This is a genomic window from Rhodobacteraceae bacterium M382, assembly GCA_025141015.1.
Classification (GTDB): Bacteria; Pseudomonadota; Alphaproteobacteria; order Rhodobacterales; family Rhodobacteraceae; genus Aliisedimentitalea; species Aliisedimentitalea scapharcae.
This window is the reverse complement of sequence record CP081098.1, coordinates 684,280-700,469: the sequence shown is the minus strand read 5'-3', so window position 1 is coordinate 700,469 and position 16,190 is coordinate 684,280. Positions and strand designations below refer to the sequence as shown.

At 57.7% G+C, this 16,190-nt stretch carries 13 protein-coding genes; 8 read left to right on the top strand and 5 right to left on the bottom strand.

Going from position 1 to position 16,190, the window contains the following annotated elements; genetic code table 11:
• Positions 1–643 precede the first annotated feature (643 nt).
• The 7 genes from K3727_03070 to K3727_03040 all read left to right on the top strand — a co-directional run bounded on the left by K3727_03070 (position 644) and on the right by K3727_03040 (position 7,136).
• Positions 644–1,573 carry an AEC family transporter gene (locus tag K3727_03070; GenBank protein UWQ91804.1) on the top strand — a complete coding sequence of 310 codons (930 nt, stop codon included), beginning with the start codon at positions 644–646 and terminating at the stop codon, positions 1,571–1,573.
• A 112-nt stretch (positions 1,574–1,685) separates the two neighbouring features.
• Positions 1,686–2,519 carry an S-formylglutathione hydrolase gene (gene fghA, locus K3727_03065; protein ID UWQ91803.1) on the top strand — a complete coding sequence of 278 codons (834 nt, stop codon included), beginning with the start codon at positions 1,686–1,688 and terminating at the stop codon, positions 2,517–2,519.
• A gap of 3 nt (positions 2,520–2,522) precedes the next feature.
• Positions 2,523–4,004, top strand: a complete 1,482-nt coding sequence (gene sthA / locus K3727_03060; protein ID UWQ91802.1) for a Si-specific NAD(P)(+) transhydrogenase — start codon at positions 2,523–2,525, stop codon at positions 4,002–4,004.
• The gene (locus K3727_03055; protein ID UWQ93252.1) at positions 4,001–4,459 is read left to right on the top strand and encodes a YaiI/YqxD family protein; all 459 of its coding nucleotides are present in this window, start codon (positions 4,001–4,003) and stop codon (positions 4,457–4,459) included. The genes sthA and K3727_03055 overlap by 4 nt, the downstream gene beginning before the upstream one ends.
• Before the next feature lie 219 nt (positions 4,460–4,678).
• Positions 4,679–5,299, top strand: a complete 621-nt coding sequence (locus tag K3727_03050) for an HAD family phosphatase (protein UWQ91801.1) — start codon at positions 4,679–4,681, stop codon at positions 5,297–5,299.
• Positions 5,296–6,213, top strand: a complete 918-nt coding sequence (locus tag K3727_03045) for an ornithine cyclodeaminase (GenBank protein ID UWQ91800.1) — start codon at positions 5,296–5,298, stop codon at positions 6,211–6,213. Before K3727_03050 ends, K3727_03045 begins: the two co-directional genes overlap by 4 nt.
• Positions 6,210–7,136 carry an alpha/beta hydrolase gene (locus K3727_03040; protein ID UWQ91799.1) on the top strand — a complete coding sequence of 309 codons (927 nt, stop codon included), beginning with the start codon at positions 6,210–6,212 and terminating at the stop codon, positions 7,134–7,136. The genes K3727_03045 and K3727_03040 overlap by 4 nt, the downstream gene beginning before the upstream one ends.
• Positions 7,137–7,163: 27 nt before the next feature.
• Here K3727_03040 and K3727_03035 read toward each other — a convergent pair whose 3' ends face one another.
• Positions 7,164–8,408 carry an MFS transporter gene (locus K3727_03035; protein UWQ91798.1) on the bottom strand — a complete coding sequence of 415 codons (1,245 nt, stop codon included), beginning with the start codon at positions 8,406–8,408 and terminating at the stop codon, positions 7,164–7,166.
• Between the two features lie 161 nt (positions 8,409–8,569).
• Between K3727_03035 and K3727_03030 the strand changes: the two genes are divergently transcribed.
• A complete protein-coding gene (locus tag K3727_03030) occupies positions 8,570–9,646 on the top strand; it encodes an AFG1 family ATPase (GenBank protein UWQ91797.1) in 1,077 nt (358 codons plus the stop codon).
• 77 nt (positions 9,647–9,723) lie between these two features.
• On the opposite strand, the gene K3727_03025 is transcribed toward K3727_03030, so the two are convergent.
• The 4 genes from K3727_03025 to K3727_03010 are packed head-to-tail and all read right to left on the bottom strand — an operon-like array spanning position 9,724 to position 16,007.
• Positions 9,724–10,998 (bottom strand): bifunctional folylpolyglutamate synthase/dihydrofolate synthase, encoded by a 1,275-nt coding sequence (locus K3727_03025; protein UWQ91796.1) that lies wholly within the window; start codon positions 10,996–10,998, stop codon positions 9,724–9,726.
• A complete protein-coding gene (gene accD, locus K3727_03020; GenBank protein UWQ91795.1) occupies positions 10,995–11,939 on the bottom strand; it encodes an acetyl-CoA carboxylase, carboxyltransferase subunit beta in 945 nt (314 codons plus the stop codon). Before accD ends, K3727_03025 begins: the two co-directional genes overlap by 4 nt.
• Positions 11,940–11,998: 59 nt before the next feature.
• A complete protein-coding gene (locus tag K3727_03015; protein ID UWQ91794.1) occupies positions 11,999–12,889 on the bottom strand; it encodes a CPBP family intramembrane metalloprotease in 891 nt (296 codons plus the stop codon).
• Positions 12,876–16,007 carry a cyclic nucleotide-binding domain-containing protein gene (locus K3727_03010; protein ID UWQ91793.1) on the bottom strand — a complete coding sequence of 1,044 codons (3,132 nt, stop codon included), beginning with the start codon at positions 16,005–16,007 and terminating at the stop codon, positions 12,876–12,878. The genes K3727_03015 and K3727_03010 overlap by 14 nt, the downstream gene beginning before the upstream one ends.
• Positions 16,008–16,190 lie beyond the last annotated feature (183 nt).

The window sequence follows — 16,190 nt, the reverse complement described above, 5'->3', positions numbered from 1 at the left end:
GCAGCTCCGACAGCTGGAGAGTCCGGAGACATTCATGCGACGACAGCATCACACCTCCCCAGAATGTGACGACCATGCCACCCCACCGATGTACTGAGGCCGATTGAGCGGAGCACGTTCGGCCCATTTTGCGGCCTGCAGCCGCCTCTCGATATGACCACCTTTCAGCGGCCATTGGGTTGACCCCGAATACCGTGCTCAGCACGTCGCCCACAGCGGGTGCATATCGGGGCTATGTTGCGCATTGCTTTTGCCGGTCAGGGTTTCGCTTTGCCCCCACTCGGGCGGCTTGCGTGGTTAGGGCGTTCCCATGACGAAGCTGTCCCAGAATGCGCCCCGCCCATGGCTGCGAGAACAGCGCCTATCAACCCCTGGGATCGAACACCCGGACCGGCAAATCGTGACAGGACACGAACGGAAGAACTCCCGTGTCCAAACAGACCGCCGTCACTCCTTTTGGACATGGGCCTGGCACCGCGCTTTGCGCGGTGCCAGGCCCAACGGGAGGAGACTTCCGACAGGAAGGCGACAACAGGCGGGAGCGCGACGAAGACAGCAACGTTTTGTTCCACCCAAGACAGCCTGTCGCCACGTTCCCAACAGTGGACATTGCAATTTGGTCAACACATGTTACCAATCTGCCATGATCGACATTTTCATGAGAACCCTGCCGTTTTTTGCCATCATCGGTCTGGGGTACTGGGCCGGACGCAGCCGATTTTTCAGCGAAGACGCCACGGTCTATCTCACCAAATTTGTGTTCTACTTTGCCCTATCCGCGATGATCTTCCGATTTTCTGCCAGCCTGTCCTTTGCCGAAATCTTTAACGGGCGACTTGTGCTTGCCTATCTGCTCGGAACGGCGGCAACTTACCTGGTTGCCACACTTGTTGCGCGTCTGCGCGGTGTGGATATCCCAACCACGGCCGTTGAATCGCAGTGCGCGGCCATAGGCAACGTAGGTTTCCTAGGATTGCCAATGTTGGCCGCCTTGTTCGGCACGGCGGCGATTGGAGTTGTTATGTTGGTTCTTGCGGTCGATCTGGTGGTTTTTTCCTCTCTGATCGTCGTTCTGATCAATGCGGGCCGCGGACAGGGGCTTGGCTTGAAAACTCTGCGCCAGGTTGGCATGGGGCTCTTGCGCAATCCCATGATCGTTTCCATTACCCTTGGGTTGTCCTGGGCCGCTCTTGCGCTTCCATTGCCCGACCCTTTCGACGAATTCCTGTCCATCCTCGGCGGTGCTGCCACTCCCGGGGCTCTGTTCGCCATCGGGGCGTCCCTGGCCAGCAAGTCTGCAGAACGGATGCAGATTGCGATTTGGCTCAGCAGCGCCAAATTGATCCTGCATCCGGCGCTGGTCGCCCTATGTGTGCTGGTCCTATTGCCCGTCGATCCCTACTCAGCAGCGGTCACCATATCGGCCGCGGCCCTGCCCGTGGCAGGCAATGTCTATATGCTGGCGCAACATTATGGAATTGCACCGCACCGCGTTTCGGCTTCGATCCTGTTTTCGACCGTGGCCAGCATAGCGACCATTCCCCTTGTCATCGCCTGGGTCGGCACCTTCTGAGCGCAAATCGACAGTATTTTGTCGCAAACCGCGCGACCTGGGACGGGCCTGTACTGGACGCGCCTCTCCCATGGCGTTAGCGATAAGCCGACAGCAAACAAGGAGTCGATTCATGGAAACCGTTGCAGAGAACAGGGCCTTTGGGGGCATTCAGGGTGTTTACAAGCACGCCAGTAGCGCCACCAAATGTGACATGACGTTTGGCCTGTTTCTGCCCGAAGAAGCCCAGGACGGCCCGGTGCCGGTGTTGTGGTATCTGTCGGGCCTGACCTGCACCCATGAAAACGCGATGGTCAAGGCCGGTGCCCAGTCCTGGGCCGCTGAACAGGGCATCGCACTGGTATTTCCTGACACCTCGCCGCGCGGCGAAGGGGTTGCCAATGATGACGCCTATGACCTCGGCCAAGGCGCTGGGTTTTATGTCAATGCCACCCAAGCCCCCTGGGCATCGCATTTTCAAATGTGGGACTATGTCGCCGAAGAGCTGCCTGCTCTGCTGGGTGAAAACTTTGCCATTGATCTGAACCGCCAGGGAATCACCGGCCATTCGATGGGCGGCCACGGCGCGCTGACCCTGGCGATGAACCTGCCCGGCCGGTTCAAATCGGTTTCAGCGTTTGCACCCATTTCGAACCCAACCGCCAGCGATTGGGGCCGCAAACAGCTGAGCGCCTATCTGGGCGACGATGAAAGCGCCTGGGCAGAACATGACGCCACGCTTTTGATGAAGGCAAAGGGGTTTGACGGGCCGATTCTGATCGACACCGGCACCTCGGACCAGTTCATCGACCTGTTGAAGCCAGAAGCCTTGGCCCATGCGGTCGCGGAACGCCGTCAGCAGGCCACCCTGCGGATGCAGCCAGGTTATGATCACAGCTATTTCTTTGTATCGACCTTCATGGAAGAGCATGTGAGCTTTCACGCAGACGCCCTGTATCGGGACTAAGCCATGAGTGACTTCGACTATGACCTGATCATCATTGGATCCGGCCCCTCGGGCCGGTCCGCCGCCATTCAGGCGGGCAAACTGAAACGCCGGGTTCTGGTCATCGACCGCAAGGACCGGCTGGGCGGCGTGTCGGTGCATACCGGCACCATCCCGTCCAAAACCCTGCGCGAAACCGTGCTGAACCTGTCAGGCTGGCGGGAACGCAGCTTTTACGGGCGCTCGTACCGCGTCAAGGACCAGATCGAAGCCGAGGACCTAAAGGCGCGGCTGCATATGACGCTGGACCATGAGGTCGATGTTCTGGAACATCAGTTCAACCGCAACCATGTGGACACGTTGAACGGGCTGGCCAAATTCATCGGCCCGCATGAGATCGAGGTAGCGACCGAGGCAGGTGACACCACCCGTCTGACCGCATCAAAGTTCCTGATCGCCACGGGCACCCGGACCTATCGACCGGATTACGTCCCCTTCAACGGCAAGACCGTGGTCGATGGGGACGAATTCCTTGAGATGGAAGAAATTCCACGCTCTCTGGTGGTCATTGGTGCCGGTGTGATCGGGGTGGAATATGCCACGATGTTCTCGGCGCTGGATGTGCGGGTGTCGCTGATCGAGCCGCGCGACAGTTTCCTGGATTTTATCGACCGCACCCTGATTCAGGATTTCACCCATCAGATCCGTGAAAACGGTGTTGACCTGCGGTTGGGGTCGGCCGTTGAAAAGATCGAAGATGCCGGTGACCATGTCGAAGTCAGCCTGGCCAATGGTCGTCACGTTCGGGGTGAAATGTTGCTGTTCGCCGCCGGGCGCATGGGCGCAACTGCCTCGCTCAACCTCGAATCGCTGGGGGTGGAAACCGATCACCGGGGCCGGGTCAGCGTCGATCGCAAAACCTATCAGACCAATGTGCCGCACATCTATGCCACGGGCGACGTGATCGGTCACCCGTCTTTGGCGTCAACGTCACTGCAACAGGGCCGTGTTGCCGCCTGTCACGCACTGGAAACCCCGTCGCTGCCGGAAAGCCCCTGGTACCCCTATGGCATCTATTCGGTGCCGGAAATGTCCACCTGCGGCATGTCCGAAGAGGAACTGCACGAACGCGGCATCCCTTATGAAGTCGGTGTCGCGCGGTTCCGCGAAACATCGCGTGGGCACATCATGGGGCTGGAACACGGCATGTTGAAAATGCTGCTGAGCCTGAAAACCCGCCGGGTGTTGGGTGTGCAGATCGTTGGCGAAGGCGCGACCGAGCTGATTCACATTGGCCAGGCGGTGATGAACCTGAAGGGGACGGTGGATTATTTTGTCCAGAACACCTTCAACTATCCGACCCTGGCCGAAGCCTATAAGATCGCCGGCCTGGATGCGTTCAACCGGATGCCGATCCCGGATGAATTCAAGGTCAAGAAAGCAGCCAAAGTTGCTGAAAAAGGGACAGCTCCCAAGGCTGAAAAGTCTGACAAGGCCGCAGAATAGTGGCGCTGTACATTGATGCGGATGCCTGTCCTGTCAAACAGGAGGCCGAGCGGGTCGCAACCCGCCACGGACTGAAGATGTTCGTCGTTTCGAACGGCGGGTTGCGACCTTCGCAAAACCCGCTGGTCGAAAACGTGATCGTATCCGAAGGTGCCGATGTGGCCGACATGTGGATTGCCGAGCGCTGCGGCCCCGGTGACGTCGTGGTGACTGGTGACATTCCACTGGCCGCCCGATGCATCGAGGCGGGCGCTCAGGTGCTGCGTCACAATGGCGAAAGGTTCACTCAGGCAAATATCGGCCAGCAGCTGGCCATGCGCGATCTGATGGCCGATTTACGCGCCGCCAACCCGCTGGGCGCAGGTGGCGGCGGCAAACCGTTTTCAAAAGCGGATCGCTCTCGGTTTCTGGATGCCCTGGAACGCGAATTGCGGGCCGCCAAACGCCCAGGTTGATCATCTGGACCAAGGGCTCCCGCCCGCTGTCATTGTTCCTGGAACAATAACAGCCGTTGGGCGTGGCAGCGTCCGGGGCAAGCCCCGCCCCCTGCCATGGCTCGTGATCTGTTGAATTCCGTTTGATCGCGAGCGTTTTGCTTGATCCTGCGAGCCTGGCTTGTATCTGTCGGGTGAAAGACACGCTCCTGTAAAAACCAAATTGGAAAGGACACGCCCATGCCCGTCGAAGCCGTCGTGTTTGATATCGGTAATGTGCTGATCGAATGGAAACCGGAACGCTTCTATGACGCCGAAATCGGAGAGGCGCGCCGGCGGGCCATGTTTGACGAAGTTGACCTGCATGGCATGAACGATCTGGTGGATCGCGGCCATCATTTCACAGACACCGTTTATGACTGGGCTGACAAATACCCGGGTTGGCGCAATGAAATTCGAATGTGGCATGACAATTGGCTGGATCTGGCGACCCCTGCGCTCCCACATTCTGTACGTCTGATGCGTGCGTTGCGGGCCAAAGATGTACCCACATTCATTCTGTCCAACATCGGGGTTCAAAACTGGGACATCGCCAAGGCGGAATACCCGTTCCTCGGAGAATTCGATCGGGCCTATGTCTCGGGTCATATGAAAACCGCAAAACCCGAGCCGGTGATCTATGAAATGGTCGAACAGGATTGCGGTATCGCGCCGGATCGCCTTATCTTTGCCGATGACCGTCAGGACAATATCGACGCCGCAGCCGCGCGTGGGTGGCAGACCCATTTATTTACGCACCCCCAGCTTTGGGCGGATCGGCTGATGGCAGAAGGTCTATTGAGCACGGAGGACGCTGCATGAGTGCCCCATTCATCACATTTGACGACGGCGATGCGCTGCTCGATTGGGTTGAATACACGCGTGCTCTGGTGTCCGGTCACAGCCTGCCCAAGGCCGAAATCGACGACACGTTTTTGTATCGGGACCCTGACACTCTCCTAAGCCGCTCGGCCTGGATCGACGGCATGGGGATTGCGGTAAAATCAGCGACGATCTTCCCGCGCAATCCCGACAAAGGAGCACCCATGATCAACGGTGCGGTGTCCTTGTTTGATGACGCCAATGGCACATTGTCGGCGCTGCTTGATTTTCACCTGGTAACCAAATGGAAAACCGCCGGGGATAGCTTGTTGGGGGCCCTGAAACTGGCCAACCCGGAAAGCCGTGAGATTCTGATCGTGGGTGCCGGGACCGTGGGTGGATCTCTGATAGACGCCTTTTCGGCCGGTTTTCCGAACGCACAAATCCGGGTTTGGAACCGGACCCTGCCCAAGGCACAGGATTTGGTGGACAGCCGCCCAGGAACGTTGGTTGCACCCCAACTGGAGGCTGCAGTGCGCGCCGCCGACATCGTCGTCACCGCCACCATGTCATCTACTCCGGTGATTTTAGGTGAGTGGCTGCACCCCGGACAACATCTGAACATGATCGGTGCCTATCGCCCCGACATGCGGGAAACCGACGACACCGCGCTACTGCGCAGCAAGGTCTATGCCGACAGTCTGGATACCACGTTAGATCATATCGGCGAGTTCAAGATCCCGTTGGAACAGGGCGTGATTTCACGTGACCACGTTCTGGCCGACTTTTATGGCCTTGACCGTTTCCCCAGCTATAATGCCGATGACATCACGATCTTCAAAAATGGTGGCGGGGCGCATCTGGACCTGATGACCAGCCACCACATCCTGCAGAAGTGGAAGGAACAGCAATGATCTGGGTTCTTGGTGTTCTGATTGTTGTGGCAGCCATCCCTGTCGTGATCGAACGCCGACGGCCCAGAATGTCGCCCCAGATCCGCCAGACCGCTCCGGGACAGTTTGCAACCCTGTCCCTCGGTCTGACGCATTACCAGTGGATTGGCCCGATCCGAGGGCCGGTTGCGGTATGCGTTCACGGTCTGACCACGCCATCCTTTGTCTGGCAAGGATTGGCACGCGGGCTGTCTGCGATGGGGTACCGGGTTCTGGTGTATGATCTGTACGGGCGCGGATACTCGGATCGGCCAACCGGAGAACAAAACCAGGACTTCTTTGTCAATCAACTCGAAGAGCTGTTGGCCGATCAGAATGTTGACGATGACTTCACCTTGATCGGCTATTCGATGGGCGGCGCGATCGCGACCGCCTTTGCTTCCCATTACCCCAACAGAGTTCGCCAGCTGGTCCTATTGGCTTCGGCGGGGCTGAACACCGACTTTGGTCGCCTGACTGAGATCATACAAAAGGTGCCGCTGATTGGAGACTGGTTGATGCTGGCCTGTTTTCCCGTTCTCCATCGACGCACCGCCCGCGCAGAAATCGGCCAGCCCAGTTCGGTGCCGGATATCAGCGATCTTATGCAGAACGAACTGCGGTACCAAGGTTATGTTCCGGCCGTGCTCGCCGCATTGCGTGGCATCCTGACCAAAGACATGAGCCAGGATCTGCAGAAGATTCACCGCGCGGGCGTGCCGCTGTTGGCGGTTTGGGCCCGCCACGACACGACCATCCCCCTGTCGTCATTGGGTCGACTGACCACTGTCAGTCGATCCGCCAAACAGGAGGTCATCGACGACGCTGGGCATGGCCTGGTCTATACACATACCGACGCGGTTTTGGGTGCGCTGCGCGAAACATTGCAGGACGGGCTCAACTGAACATCCACCTGCTGTCATACCGCCTGCTCAGACGGCAACAACCGCGGATTTGGGACGGTTTTCACGGATCGGAAGGTGAACAATGGCGCTGAACGCACCAATGCCAACGCCGATCCACCAGACCAACGTGTAATCGCCATAGATGTCGTACATCCGTCCACCCAGCCAAACCCCCAGAAAGCTGCCCAGTTGGTGGCTGAAGAAGATGATCCCGTACAGCGTTCCCATATAGCGAACCCCGTAAAGATGCGCGACCAATCCAGACGTCAACGGAACCGTAGCCAACCACATCGATCCCATAGCAACCGAAAACAGCACAACCGTCGTCGGGGTGATCGGGAGCAGAATGAACAGGCTCGCCGCAATTGTCCTGCCTGTGTAAATACCCGCCAGCAAGTACTTCTTGGAAAACCGGTTGCCAGCCCACCCTGCAGCCAGCGTCCCCACGACATTCGCCGCTCCGATCAGAGAAATCGCCACCGCTCCCAGCAAAGAGGTCGATGAAACCCCAACATTGTCCAACATACCTCCGGGCAGAATCGGTCCGCACATTTCGGTGACAAAGGCCGGGAAATGCGCTGTGATAAAACCCAACTGATACCCACAACTAAAGAAGCCGACAAAGATCAAAGTATAGGACGGGTCCTTGAACGCCTTGATCAGGATCTGCCCCATGCTTTCCTGCAGTTCCTGTTTGGATGCAACAATCGGGGCCCGCATGAATGGGAGCGACAGGATGGTTGCAAGAACCGCACCTGCAAACACAACAAAGACCTGCTGCCACGGCAGAAATGTCAGCAACCATTCCGCAGCCGGGGCACCCAGGATTTGCCCCACCGATCCGGCCACCGTCACGATTGCCAGCGACATCGACCTATTTTCATCCGAACTGGCGCGTCCGACAACGGCCAACACGACCCCGAACCCGGTCCCAGCAATGCCGAACCCCACCAACCACGCATATATTTGATGCTCGAACGGGGTGGTCGACCCGGCCGTCAACACAAGGCCCGCTGCATAGGTCAAGGCCCCTAGGATGATCGCCTTGCGATCCCCTATCTTTTCTGCCAGTGCCCCGAATATCGGCTGGCCGATCCCCCAGGCCAGGTTTTGAATGGCAATTGCCATCGAAAATTCGGTACGCAACCACCCGAATTCAGTCGCAACAGGGATCTGGAACACGCCAAACGACGCGCGCACTGCAAAATTGATCGTGATGATCAGACACCCCACAATCAAAACCGGGGTGAATAAGGAGTGACCTTTGTCCATCGCGCGTCTTTCCGAAAAACTGAAGAACCAACTTAACGGGTCTGGCAATTGGATCAAATCAGAATTTTTGACGGCCAGGGAAACGAAATTTGAACTGACGCGACGTATCAGGATAACATCGGGCGCTTTTCTTCATTTGTGGCGCGCGGTATGGCTGGGTCATGTCAAATGTGAATGCGCTTTATCAACAACGAATTGCGGCGGGCGACCTGCGCCCGGACCCTGTGCAGCAGGACGTCATGCCACAGTTTCAACGGATTGCCGACGGGTTGACCGCTGATCCTGTCAAACGCGGTTTATTCCGCCGCGCTGCGCCACCACCGGCTCCAAAAGGGTTGTACCTGTGGGGCGGGGTTGGCCGCGGCAAGTCCATGTTGATGGATCTGTTTGTGGACAGCCTGGGCGACATCCCGGTACGCCGGGTGCATTTTCACGCCTTTATGCAGGAGATCCACAGCGCCATGCACGAGGCCCGTCAACGTGGGGTCGACGATGCCATTGCGCCAGTAGCAGCAGACGTCGCGTCCAGCGTCCGCCTGTTGGCTTTTGACGAAATGCAGATCACCGATATCACCGATGCGATGATTGTCGGACGCCTCTTCGAAGCCCTGTTTGCAGCGGATGTCGTTGTCGTGACCACGTCCAACCGGGTGCCAGATGATCTGTATAAGAACGGATTGAATCGGCAGTTGTTCCTGCCGTTTATTGAGCTGATCAAGGGCAAGATGGAAATCCATGAACTGGCCAGTCCGACGGATTATCGACAGGACCGCCTAAAGGGTTCACAGGTCTATTTCGCGCCCAACGACGCCAGCGCCCGAGCGCAGATTTCCGCAGTTTGGACAGATCTGTCAGGAGGCGAGGCCAGCCCGCTGACCCTGGAAGTCAAAGGACGCGAAGTCGTTCTGCCCGCTTTTCGCAACGGCGTGGGACGAGCCAGCTTTTACGATCTGTGCGGCAAGATGCTGGGACCGGGGGATTACCTGTCCATTGCCCAAGAGGTAAAGGTTCTGGTGCTAGAGGACATCCCGCGCCTGAGCCGGAACAATTTCAACGAGGCCAAACGCTTTGTCACTCTGATTGATGCACTGTACGAGGCACGTGTACGGCTGATCTGTTCCGCGGCGGCGCAGCCCGAGATGCTGTACGTCGAAGGCGAGGGCACCTTTGAATTCGAACGTACAGCGTCGCGTCTGCGCGAGATGCAGGACAAGGACTGGGGGCAATCCGACACCTAAGAGAGGGGGCGCTGCCCCCTCGGCCTTGCGGCCTCACCCCCGAGGTATTTGGGACCAGAAAGAAGCGAAACCGGGGGTTAGCCGTTTTCGCGCAGGATATGCCCGGCCAGATACAGCGACCCGCAAATCAGAACCCGGGCCTGCGGATCCTGTATCAGAATGGCGGCAAGCGCGTCGGCTGTGCTGTCAGCCGTTGCGGTTTGCAAGCCAACCTCGGTTGCGGCGGCGCTGGTTTCTTCGGCACTGAGCGTATTGATCTCATCCGGGATCGAGATCGCGGTAAGGCTGGTCGCATGGGCCGCCAGCGGACGCATGTAGCCGGTCACATCCTTGGTATTGAGCATCCCGCAGATCAGATGGGTCGGGCGTGCAGGCAAGTTGCTCAGAACATCGGCCAGCGCAATGCCTGCGGCGGCGTTGTGGCCACCATCCAGCCAGAGTTCGGCCTCAGGTGCCATATCGACCAACGGGCCGGTCTTGAGGCGCTGCATTCGGGCAGGCCAGACGGCGTTGACCATCGCAGCCTCGCAGGCGGCATCGTCCGCGCCAAGGTGACGCAGGGCCGCGATTGCCGCTCCGGCGTTCTGAATCTGATGCGCGCCCAAAAGGGCAGGAAGCGGCAGATCCAGCAAACCGGTTTCGTCCTGATAAATCAGGCGACCACGTTCCTGGCTGACATGCCAGTCCTGTCCGTGGACCAAAAGCGGCGCACCAAGACGGGTTGCCACGTCTTCGATAACCGCGAGCGCTTCGTCGGGTTGGGGACCGACCACGCAAGGGACACCGCGTTTGATGATCCCGGCCTTCTCTGCCGCGATTTTGGCGAGTGTATTACCCAGAAATTGCTCGTGATCGATCGAGATGGGGGTGATCACAGTCAACGCGGGCGCGTCTAGAACATTTGTTGCATCCAGGCGCCCACCCAGACCGACCTCGAGCAGAGTGTAATCGGCAGGTGTTCGGGCAAAAGCCAACAGAGCCGCGCAGGTTGTGATTTCGAAATAGGTGATGTCGATGCCACCGTTGCTGGCATAACATTCATCCAGAATTTCGGTCAGGTGGTCCTCGCTGATCAGTTCGCCCGCCAGCCGGATGCGTTCGTGAAACCGTGCCAGATGCGGGGACGTATAGGCGTGGGCAGATTTGCCCATACCTTCCACCCCTGCGCGGATCATCGCCTGGGTCGATCCTTTGCCATTGGTTCCAGCCAGGTGAATCACAGGAGGCAGATCGTTCTGCGGGTTCCCCAATGCATCCAGAAGGCGCCAGACACGGTCCAGTGTCAGGTCAATGATTTTCGGGTGCAGCGCCATCATCCGGGCGAGAATGGCATCCGATGTCTGTGTGGTCATTCGGGTTTGGCCTCGGCGGGCTGTTCGTTGGATGGCTGCGGTATTGCCATTTCGGTTTCATCAGGGGCGGGCAAATCGCCCTTGATCGCGGGCGGTTGGTTCAGCAACATCCGGGTGATGGTGATCAGCTCTTCCCGCATTTGCGTGCGTGGCGTTACCCGATCCAACATCCCGTGATCCAGCAGGTATTCAGCGCGCTGGAACCCTTCGGGCAGCTTTTCCCGGATGGTCTGTTCAATCACCCGCGGGCCGGCAAAACAGATCAACGCATTGGGTTCCGCGATCTGGACATCCCCCAGCATTGCATAAGAGGCCGTCACCCCGCCGGTGGTTGGGTGGGTCAGAACCACAATATAAGGCAGGCCTGCTTCCTTGAGCATCTGAATAGCCACAGTGGTGCGTGGCATCTGCATCAAGGACAGGATGCCCTCCTGCATGCGCGCGCCACCTGCAGCCGAAAACAGGATCAAGGGGCGACCGAGTTCCACGGCCCTTTCGGCGGCGGCAATAATCGCGTTGCCCACATACATGCCCATCGACCCCCCCATGAAGGAAAAGTCCTGGGCCGCAGCGACGATCGGAGTGCGTCCGATTTCACCGGTGGCAACCAGCATCGCCTCTTTTTCACCCGTGGATTTCTGTGCCGCCTTCATCCGATCAGGATATTTTTTCTGATCCTTGAATTTCAGCGGATCAGCAGTGGGTTCAGGCACATCGACCTCGGTGAAGATACCGCCATCAAACAGCGCATCAAACCGGGCACGCGGTGTGATGCCCATATGATGGCCACAACTGGTGCAGACGTTCTGGTTGTCGCTGAGTTCGCGGTGGAACAGCATGGTCCCGCATTCATCGCATTTCTGCCACAGGTTTTCGGGGACTTCGCGACGCGAAAAGATCGAGTTGATCCGGGGGCGAACGTAATTTGTGATCCAGTTCATGGCGGGCCTCTGCTGGGGCGGTTCTGCGCTCAAATAAGCGTCTGTGACAACAATTGCAATCAGCGGCGAATGGCAAGACGCGCAACAAGCCAGCTGACACCGATAATTGCAAGGTCGACGATCAGCCAGGGACGCACGGCCTGGGTGTCCGTGAGTTCATATGGAAACAGATAAAGCGACAGGCCGCTCAGCTCTCCTGGGGTAGAGACGATCAGAACAGCTGTGGTATTATTGAAGAAATGCATGGCGATGGCCGGTCCCAGGGTTCCAGAGCGGGCGGTCAAATCCGCAGCAACCAACCCAAAAACACCGGCCCAAACAGCCACCAAAAGGGCATTGTCGCCCGCCTGCGCCGGAATGTAGTGCCCCAAGGCAAACAGAAGAGACGGGGCCAGCAGGAACACCCATTTCGAGCGGAACCGCGCCGCAAGTGATTGCTGGGCGAAACCGCGAAACAAGATTTCTTCGGCACCGGTCTGGATCAACAAGGCCGCAAGCGACAAAGGCAGAAGCGCCAACCACCGATCAATCGGCAGATTGGGAACCAGCGGTTCGCCGACCGAATAGGGCGGCAACATGCCCAGGACAAATGTCAGGGCCAAAAGGTACAGCAAAACCCGACCAAATTGCCGCCAGAACACCCCCATTGGACCAATCAGATCAAACACGGATCGGTGTTGTACCAGACGAACGCCCAGGTGCACGCCAATGATGCTGAACCCAAAACTACCCAATAACACCAGCAACGCTCCGGGTGTTGCGCCCAGCGCCAGATCCGAACTCCATTGCGGTGGCGTCAGCTGTTTGATCACAGCGCTGAAAGCCAGACTAAGACCAACGGTCGTCACCGCAATGACAGCCAACGTTACTCCGGTCCGCCACAGTTCCGCCCGCCCCCGCAAAGCGGCAATCCGTGCTTCCTGTGGCTGATACGCGCTAGGTCCCGACATCCTGTCCACTCACACTGTCTTGGGCATCTTCGGTCTTGATGTCCCACCCTTTGCGGATCACGCTCGCCAAATCAATATCCATCGACTCCAACGCGCGGCCAACTGTTTCCAGATGGCCTGCCACGGTCTCCAACATGGCCACTGCAACATTGGCATCGTTTTCGATGACCGCCCTGAATTCTTCGGCCCCCAAACGCAAGAAGCAACTTTCTGTAGTGGACGTCAGATCCATGCGCCGGACCCCACCTGTCAGGATCGTCAAATCTCCAATCAGACGCCCGGGTTCAATGACGGTCAATGCAGGGTCGTCAGGTCTGCTCCCCGGCCACCGCAATTCCGCAGCGCCCGAAACACACAAATAGGCAGAATCGGCAACTTCATTTGCTCTGAACAACCGGTGCCCGGCTGAAACGTTAACCCACTGCCCCGAAAAAGCGAGCAGTCTTTGGTTGCGCTCATCGAGACGGGCAAACAGATCGTTCGACGTGATCGCCGCGATCTTGCGTTGAAGATCCGCAGTTGCAGTATCCGCACCCATCGCCTGTTGCGTTCGCTTCACACCGTCCACCCGACCGTTCTTGATTTCCACGAACAGATCATATCTTTCGGGATGAGCGAATTGCTCTTCGAGAAAGATCATGATCGAACGTGGCAGCAACTCACGCAGCTGGTGACGGGTCTGCAGGCGGCTTTCGGCGTCATGACTGGCCAGAACCGTATCCATGACCAGTATGTCCGGGCGTTTGATTCCCGCCCGCGAAAACGCCGCGCGTTCCTGGAACACTGTGGGCAGGTTGGAGCCACCCAAGCCGGTCTTGAGGTCAAACAGAACGGCAGCAATCGGCTGGCGCAGCCCATGCGCGTTCAGGACTTCGGCGGCGATGTCTTCTATCATCTGCGCCCGTGCACCTGCCCGCAACGAAATCCGACCGTACAGCAGGTTTTCTAGAACCGTCAGCCGCGGCACATAGGTATCAGGTGCGACCCGGCGGAACATGTCCCCGGTGGACGCCAGAATACGCGGCCCGCTGCTGGCACGGATATCCAAAATCTTCTGTTTGTATTCTTCCGGGAAAGCAGCACCGATCTGTTCAGCCGTCAACAGGAAGGGGACCGTCATCAACAAAGCGCGATCATCCCGGCTCAGCTTGCTTTCGCCGACTTCCTTGCGACGGTTCACGATATCGCTGAGCCGCCGATACATTTCAGGTTCCAGCCCCAGCCGGCGAAACAACGGGTGGTCGGTGTCTTCCTGGCCAAAGGTATGCTGCAGGGTTTCCATCACGCCCAACGAAATTTCCATACCTTCGCGCGCCATACCCAGTTCTTGCATCAGCTCGTAAAAGCCGGTCTCCATCGCCAATGCTTCCTGGGAAATCTCACGCGTGGGTGAAGCAAACAGCAGGTTGCCGCCCAATGGAACAGCGGGGTTGAACTGTTCAGGATCAAAGCGAAACACCAAATCATCCAGCCCGGCCTGTTTCAGTTTTTCATGCACCACTGGCCGCAGGGCAATGATTTCACGAACCAGATCCCGATGCTTGGCCTCATCAAGACGTGACAAAAGAGTGCGGCGGAAATGCTGTTCATCAATGCCCATCGCCTGAACCAGTTGGAACCACCAATCACAAATGGATTCTCGGTCGCTGAGTTCGGCCAGATCCGGGTTGATCCAATCCGAATCCAGCAGATATTCGCTGTTCCCGGATCGTTTTGCTTCGTTCAGCCTGCGTTCTTCTTCGCGTGTTAGAGGCAATCCGGTGTGCGGGTGTGTCTTGAGCGACATCATCAGGTTATCGCCCAACGTGCCGTCAAACAGATAAGGGCGCGAATGCGCATATCCAACACGCGCGGCAATCACTGCCTGATGCAGATCGTTCAACTTGTGCCCGGAGAGGGTAACCGTCCCGTGTGACGGGACGACCTCACGGGTCAACAACTGCGCAAAGGCTGCCCGTTCAGCCGGCACAGGGCTTTTGATGGCCACCCTCGCCCCCGGCGGAATCTTCAACGAGATGTCTTCGAGGATGGTATTCCCGTCTGCATCCCGCACGGTCACATCGTCCAGCACCACGGACCCCGTCAGATGCGGAATACTGTCCGGCTCCCCCTGGAACAGCTTTTCAGGCACCATGTTGCGGGGGGCGAACCGTTCCGTCACAACCGTCCAGCGCAACGACATGTCCTGGATTTGATTGTAGAAAGTCAGCAATTCCTTCCAAGGGGCGCTAAGATCCTTGTAAGCCCCTAACGCCGCGACCAACGCCCCCACGGTGATCTCACCCTTGATCACCAGATAACCACCGACCGAATAAAACAGAAACGGTGTCAGCTGAGTGATCAAGTTGTTCAAGAACTTCATAAAGAACTTCTTGCGGTAAATCTTGAACCGGATGTCGAACAGCCGCCCCAACCGATCCGAGATCAACGCCAGCCGAAACCGCCATCCGCCGTTCGAACGCAAATCGCTGATGCCTGCAGCGCTTTCGCCGATTTCCGAAGCCAGATGACGGACTTCCTGAATGCGTTCCTTGTTCAAAAGATTGATCTGGCGCTGCAGGCGCGGGATCACCCAGGCCTGCAGAGGGATCAGCATCACCGATGCCAATCCGAACCAGACACTTTGCATGAACAGAAACGTCACAATGGTCAGCATCTGTCCGGCCTGGAACACGGGCTGGGCCACGGCATCCCCCATCAACCCCCCCATGGGTTCGGCTTCGGAGGTGATCATCGATACCAGTTCGCCCTGCGACGTTTTCTGAAAATAGGGTTTGGGAAACCGCATCATGCGGGCGATCAGCGAATACCGCAGCCGCCGCAACATCCGTTCGGCCAGAACACCTTTCATGGTGTTCAGCCGCATCTTGAGCATCCCGGCTGCCAGCACGGCACCCAGAAATGCCACACACAGCAACATCAGATACTGTGTCTGACCCAATTCAAATCCGAGCACATCATAGGATGCCGCCTGCATCCCGATAGCATCGTTGATAATACGTTTGGGTAATTCCAGCGTCGCATAAATAAAGGGAAACGTGAGAATCGTCAGCCCCAGCAATACCAGCTGTTGCCGTTTCGAGTATTTCCAAATGAATGAAAACAGGGTGGGTTCCATACCCGATCCTTGCCTGATTTGCAGATTAACATCCCGAATATGCGCCTGTTGACCGGTGCCGTCGGAACCCTAAGACGGTAAGCATTGGGCCGGTGTTTTACAAGGTTGTCATATTCAGATTTCCTCAACACTCTTGTGTGGTTAACGCACCACGGTTAAGTCTTTGGAGGTTGATTTATCCCG

Coding starts and splice junctions, on each gene's coding strand:
- K3727_03070 (UWQ91804.1), top strand. CDS start 644: ATGATCGACATTTTCATGAGAACCCTGCCGTTTTTTGCCATCATCGGT.
- fghA (UWQ91803.1), top strand. CDS start 1,686: ATGGAAACCGTTGCAGAGAACAGGGCCTTTGGGGGCATTCAGGGTGTT.
- sthA (UWQ91802.1), top strand. CDS start 2,523: ATGAGTGACTTCGACTATGACCTGATCATCATTGGATCCGGCCCCTCG.
- K3727_03050 (UWQ91801.1), top strand. CDS start 4,679: ATGCCCGTCGAAGCCGTCGTGTTTGATATCGGTAATGTGCTGATCGAA.
- K3727_03045 (UWQ91800.1), top strand. CDS start 5,296: ATGAGTGCCCCATTCATCACATTTGACGACGGCGATGCGCTGCTCGAT.
- K3727_03040 (UWQ91799.1), top strand. CDS start 6,210: ATGATCTGGGTTCTTGGTGTTCTGATTGTTGTGGCAGCCATCCCTGTC.
- K3727_03035 (UWQ91798.1), bottom strand. CDS start 8,408: ATGGACAAAGGTCACTCCTTATTCACCCCGGTTTTGATTGTGGGGTGT.
- K3727_03030 (UWQ91797.1), top strand. CDS start 8,570: ATGTCAAATGTGAATGCGCTTTATCAACAACGAATTGCGGCGGGCGAC.
- K3727_03025 (UWQ91796.1), bottom strand. CDS start 10,998: ATGACCACACAGACATCGGATGCCATTCTCGCCCGGATGATGGCGCTG.
- accD (UWQ91795.1), bottom strand. CDS start 11,939: ATGAACTGGATCACAAATTACGTTCGCCCCCGGATCAACTCGATCTTT.
- K3727_03015 (UWQ91794.1), bottom strand. CDS start 12,889: ATGTCGGGACCTAGCGCGTATCAGCCACAGGAAGCACGGATTGCCGCT.
- K3727_03010 (UWQ91793.1), bottom strand. CDS start 16,007: ATGGAACCCACCCTGTTTTCATTCATTTGGAAATACTCGAAACGGCAA.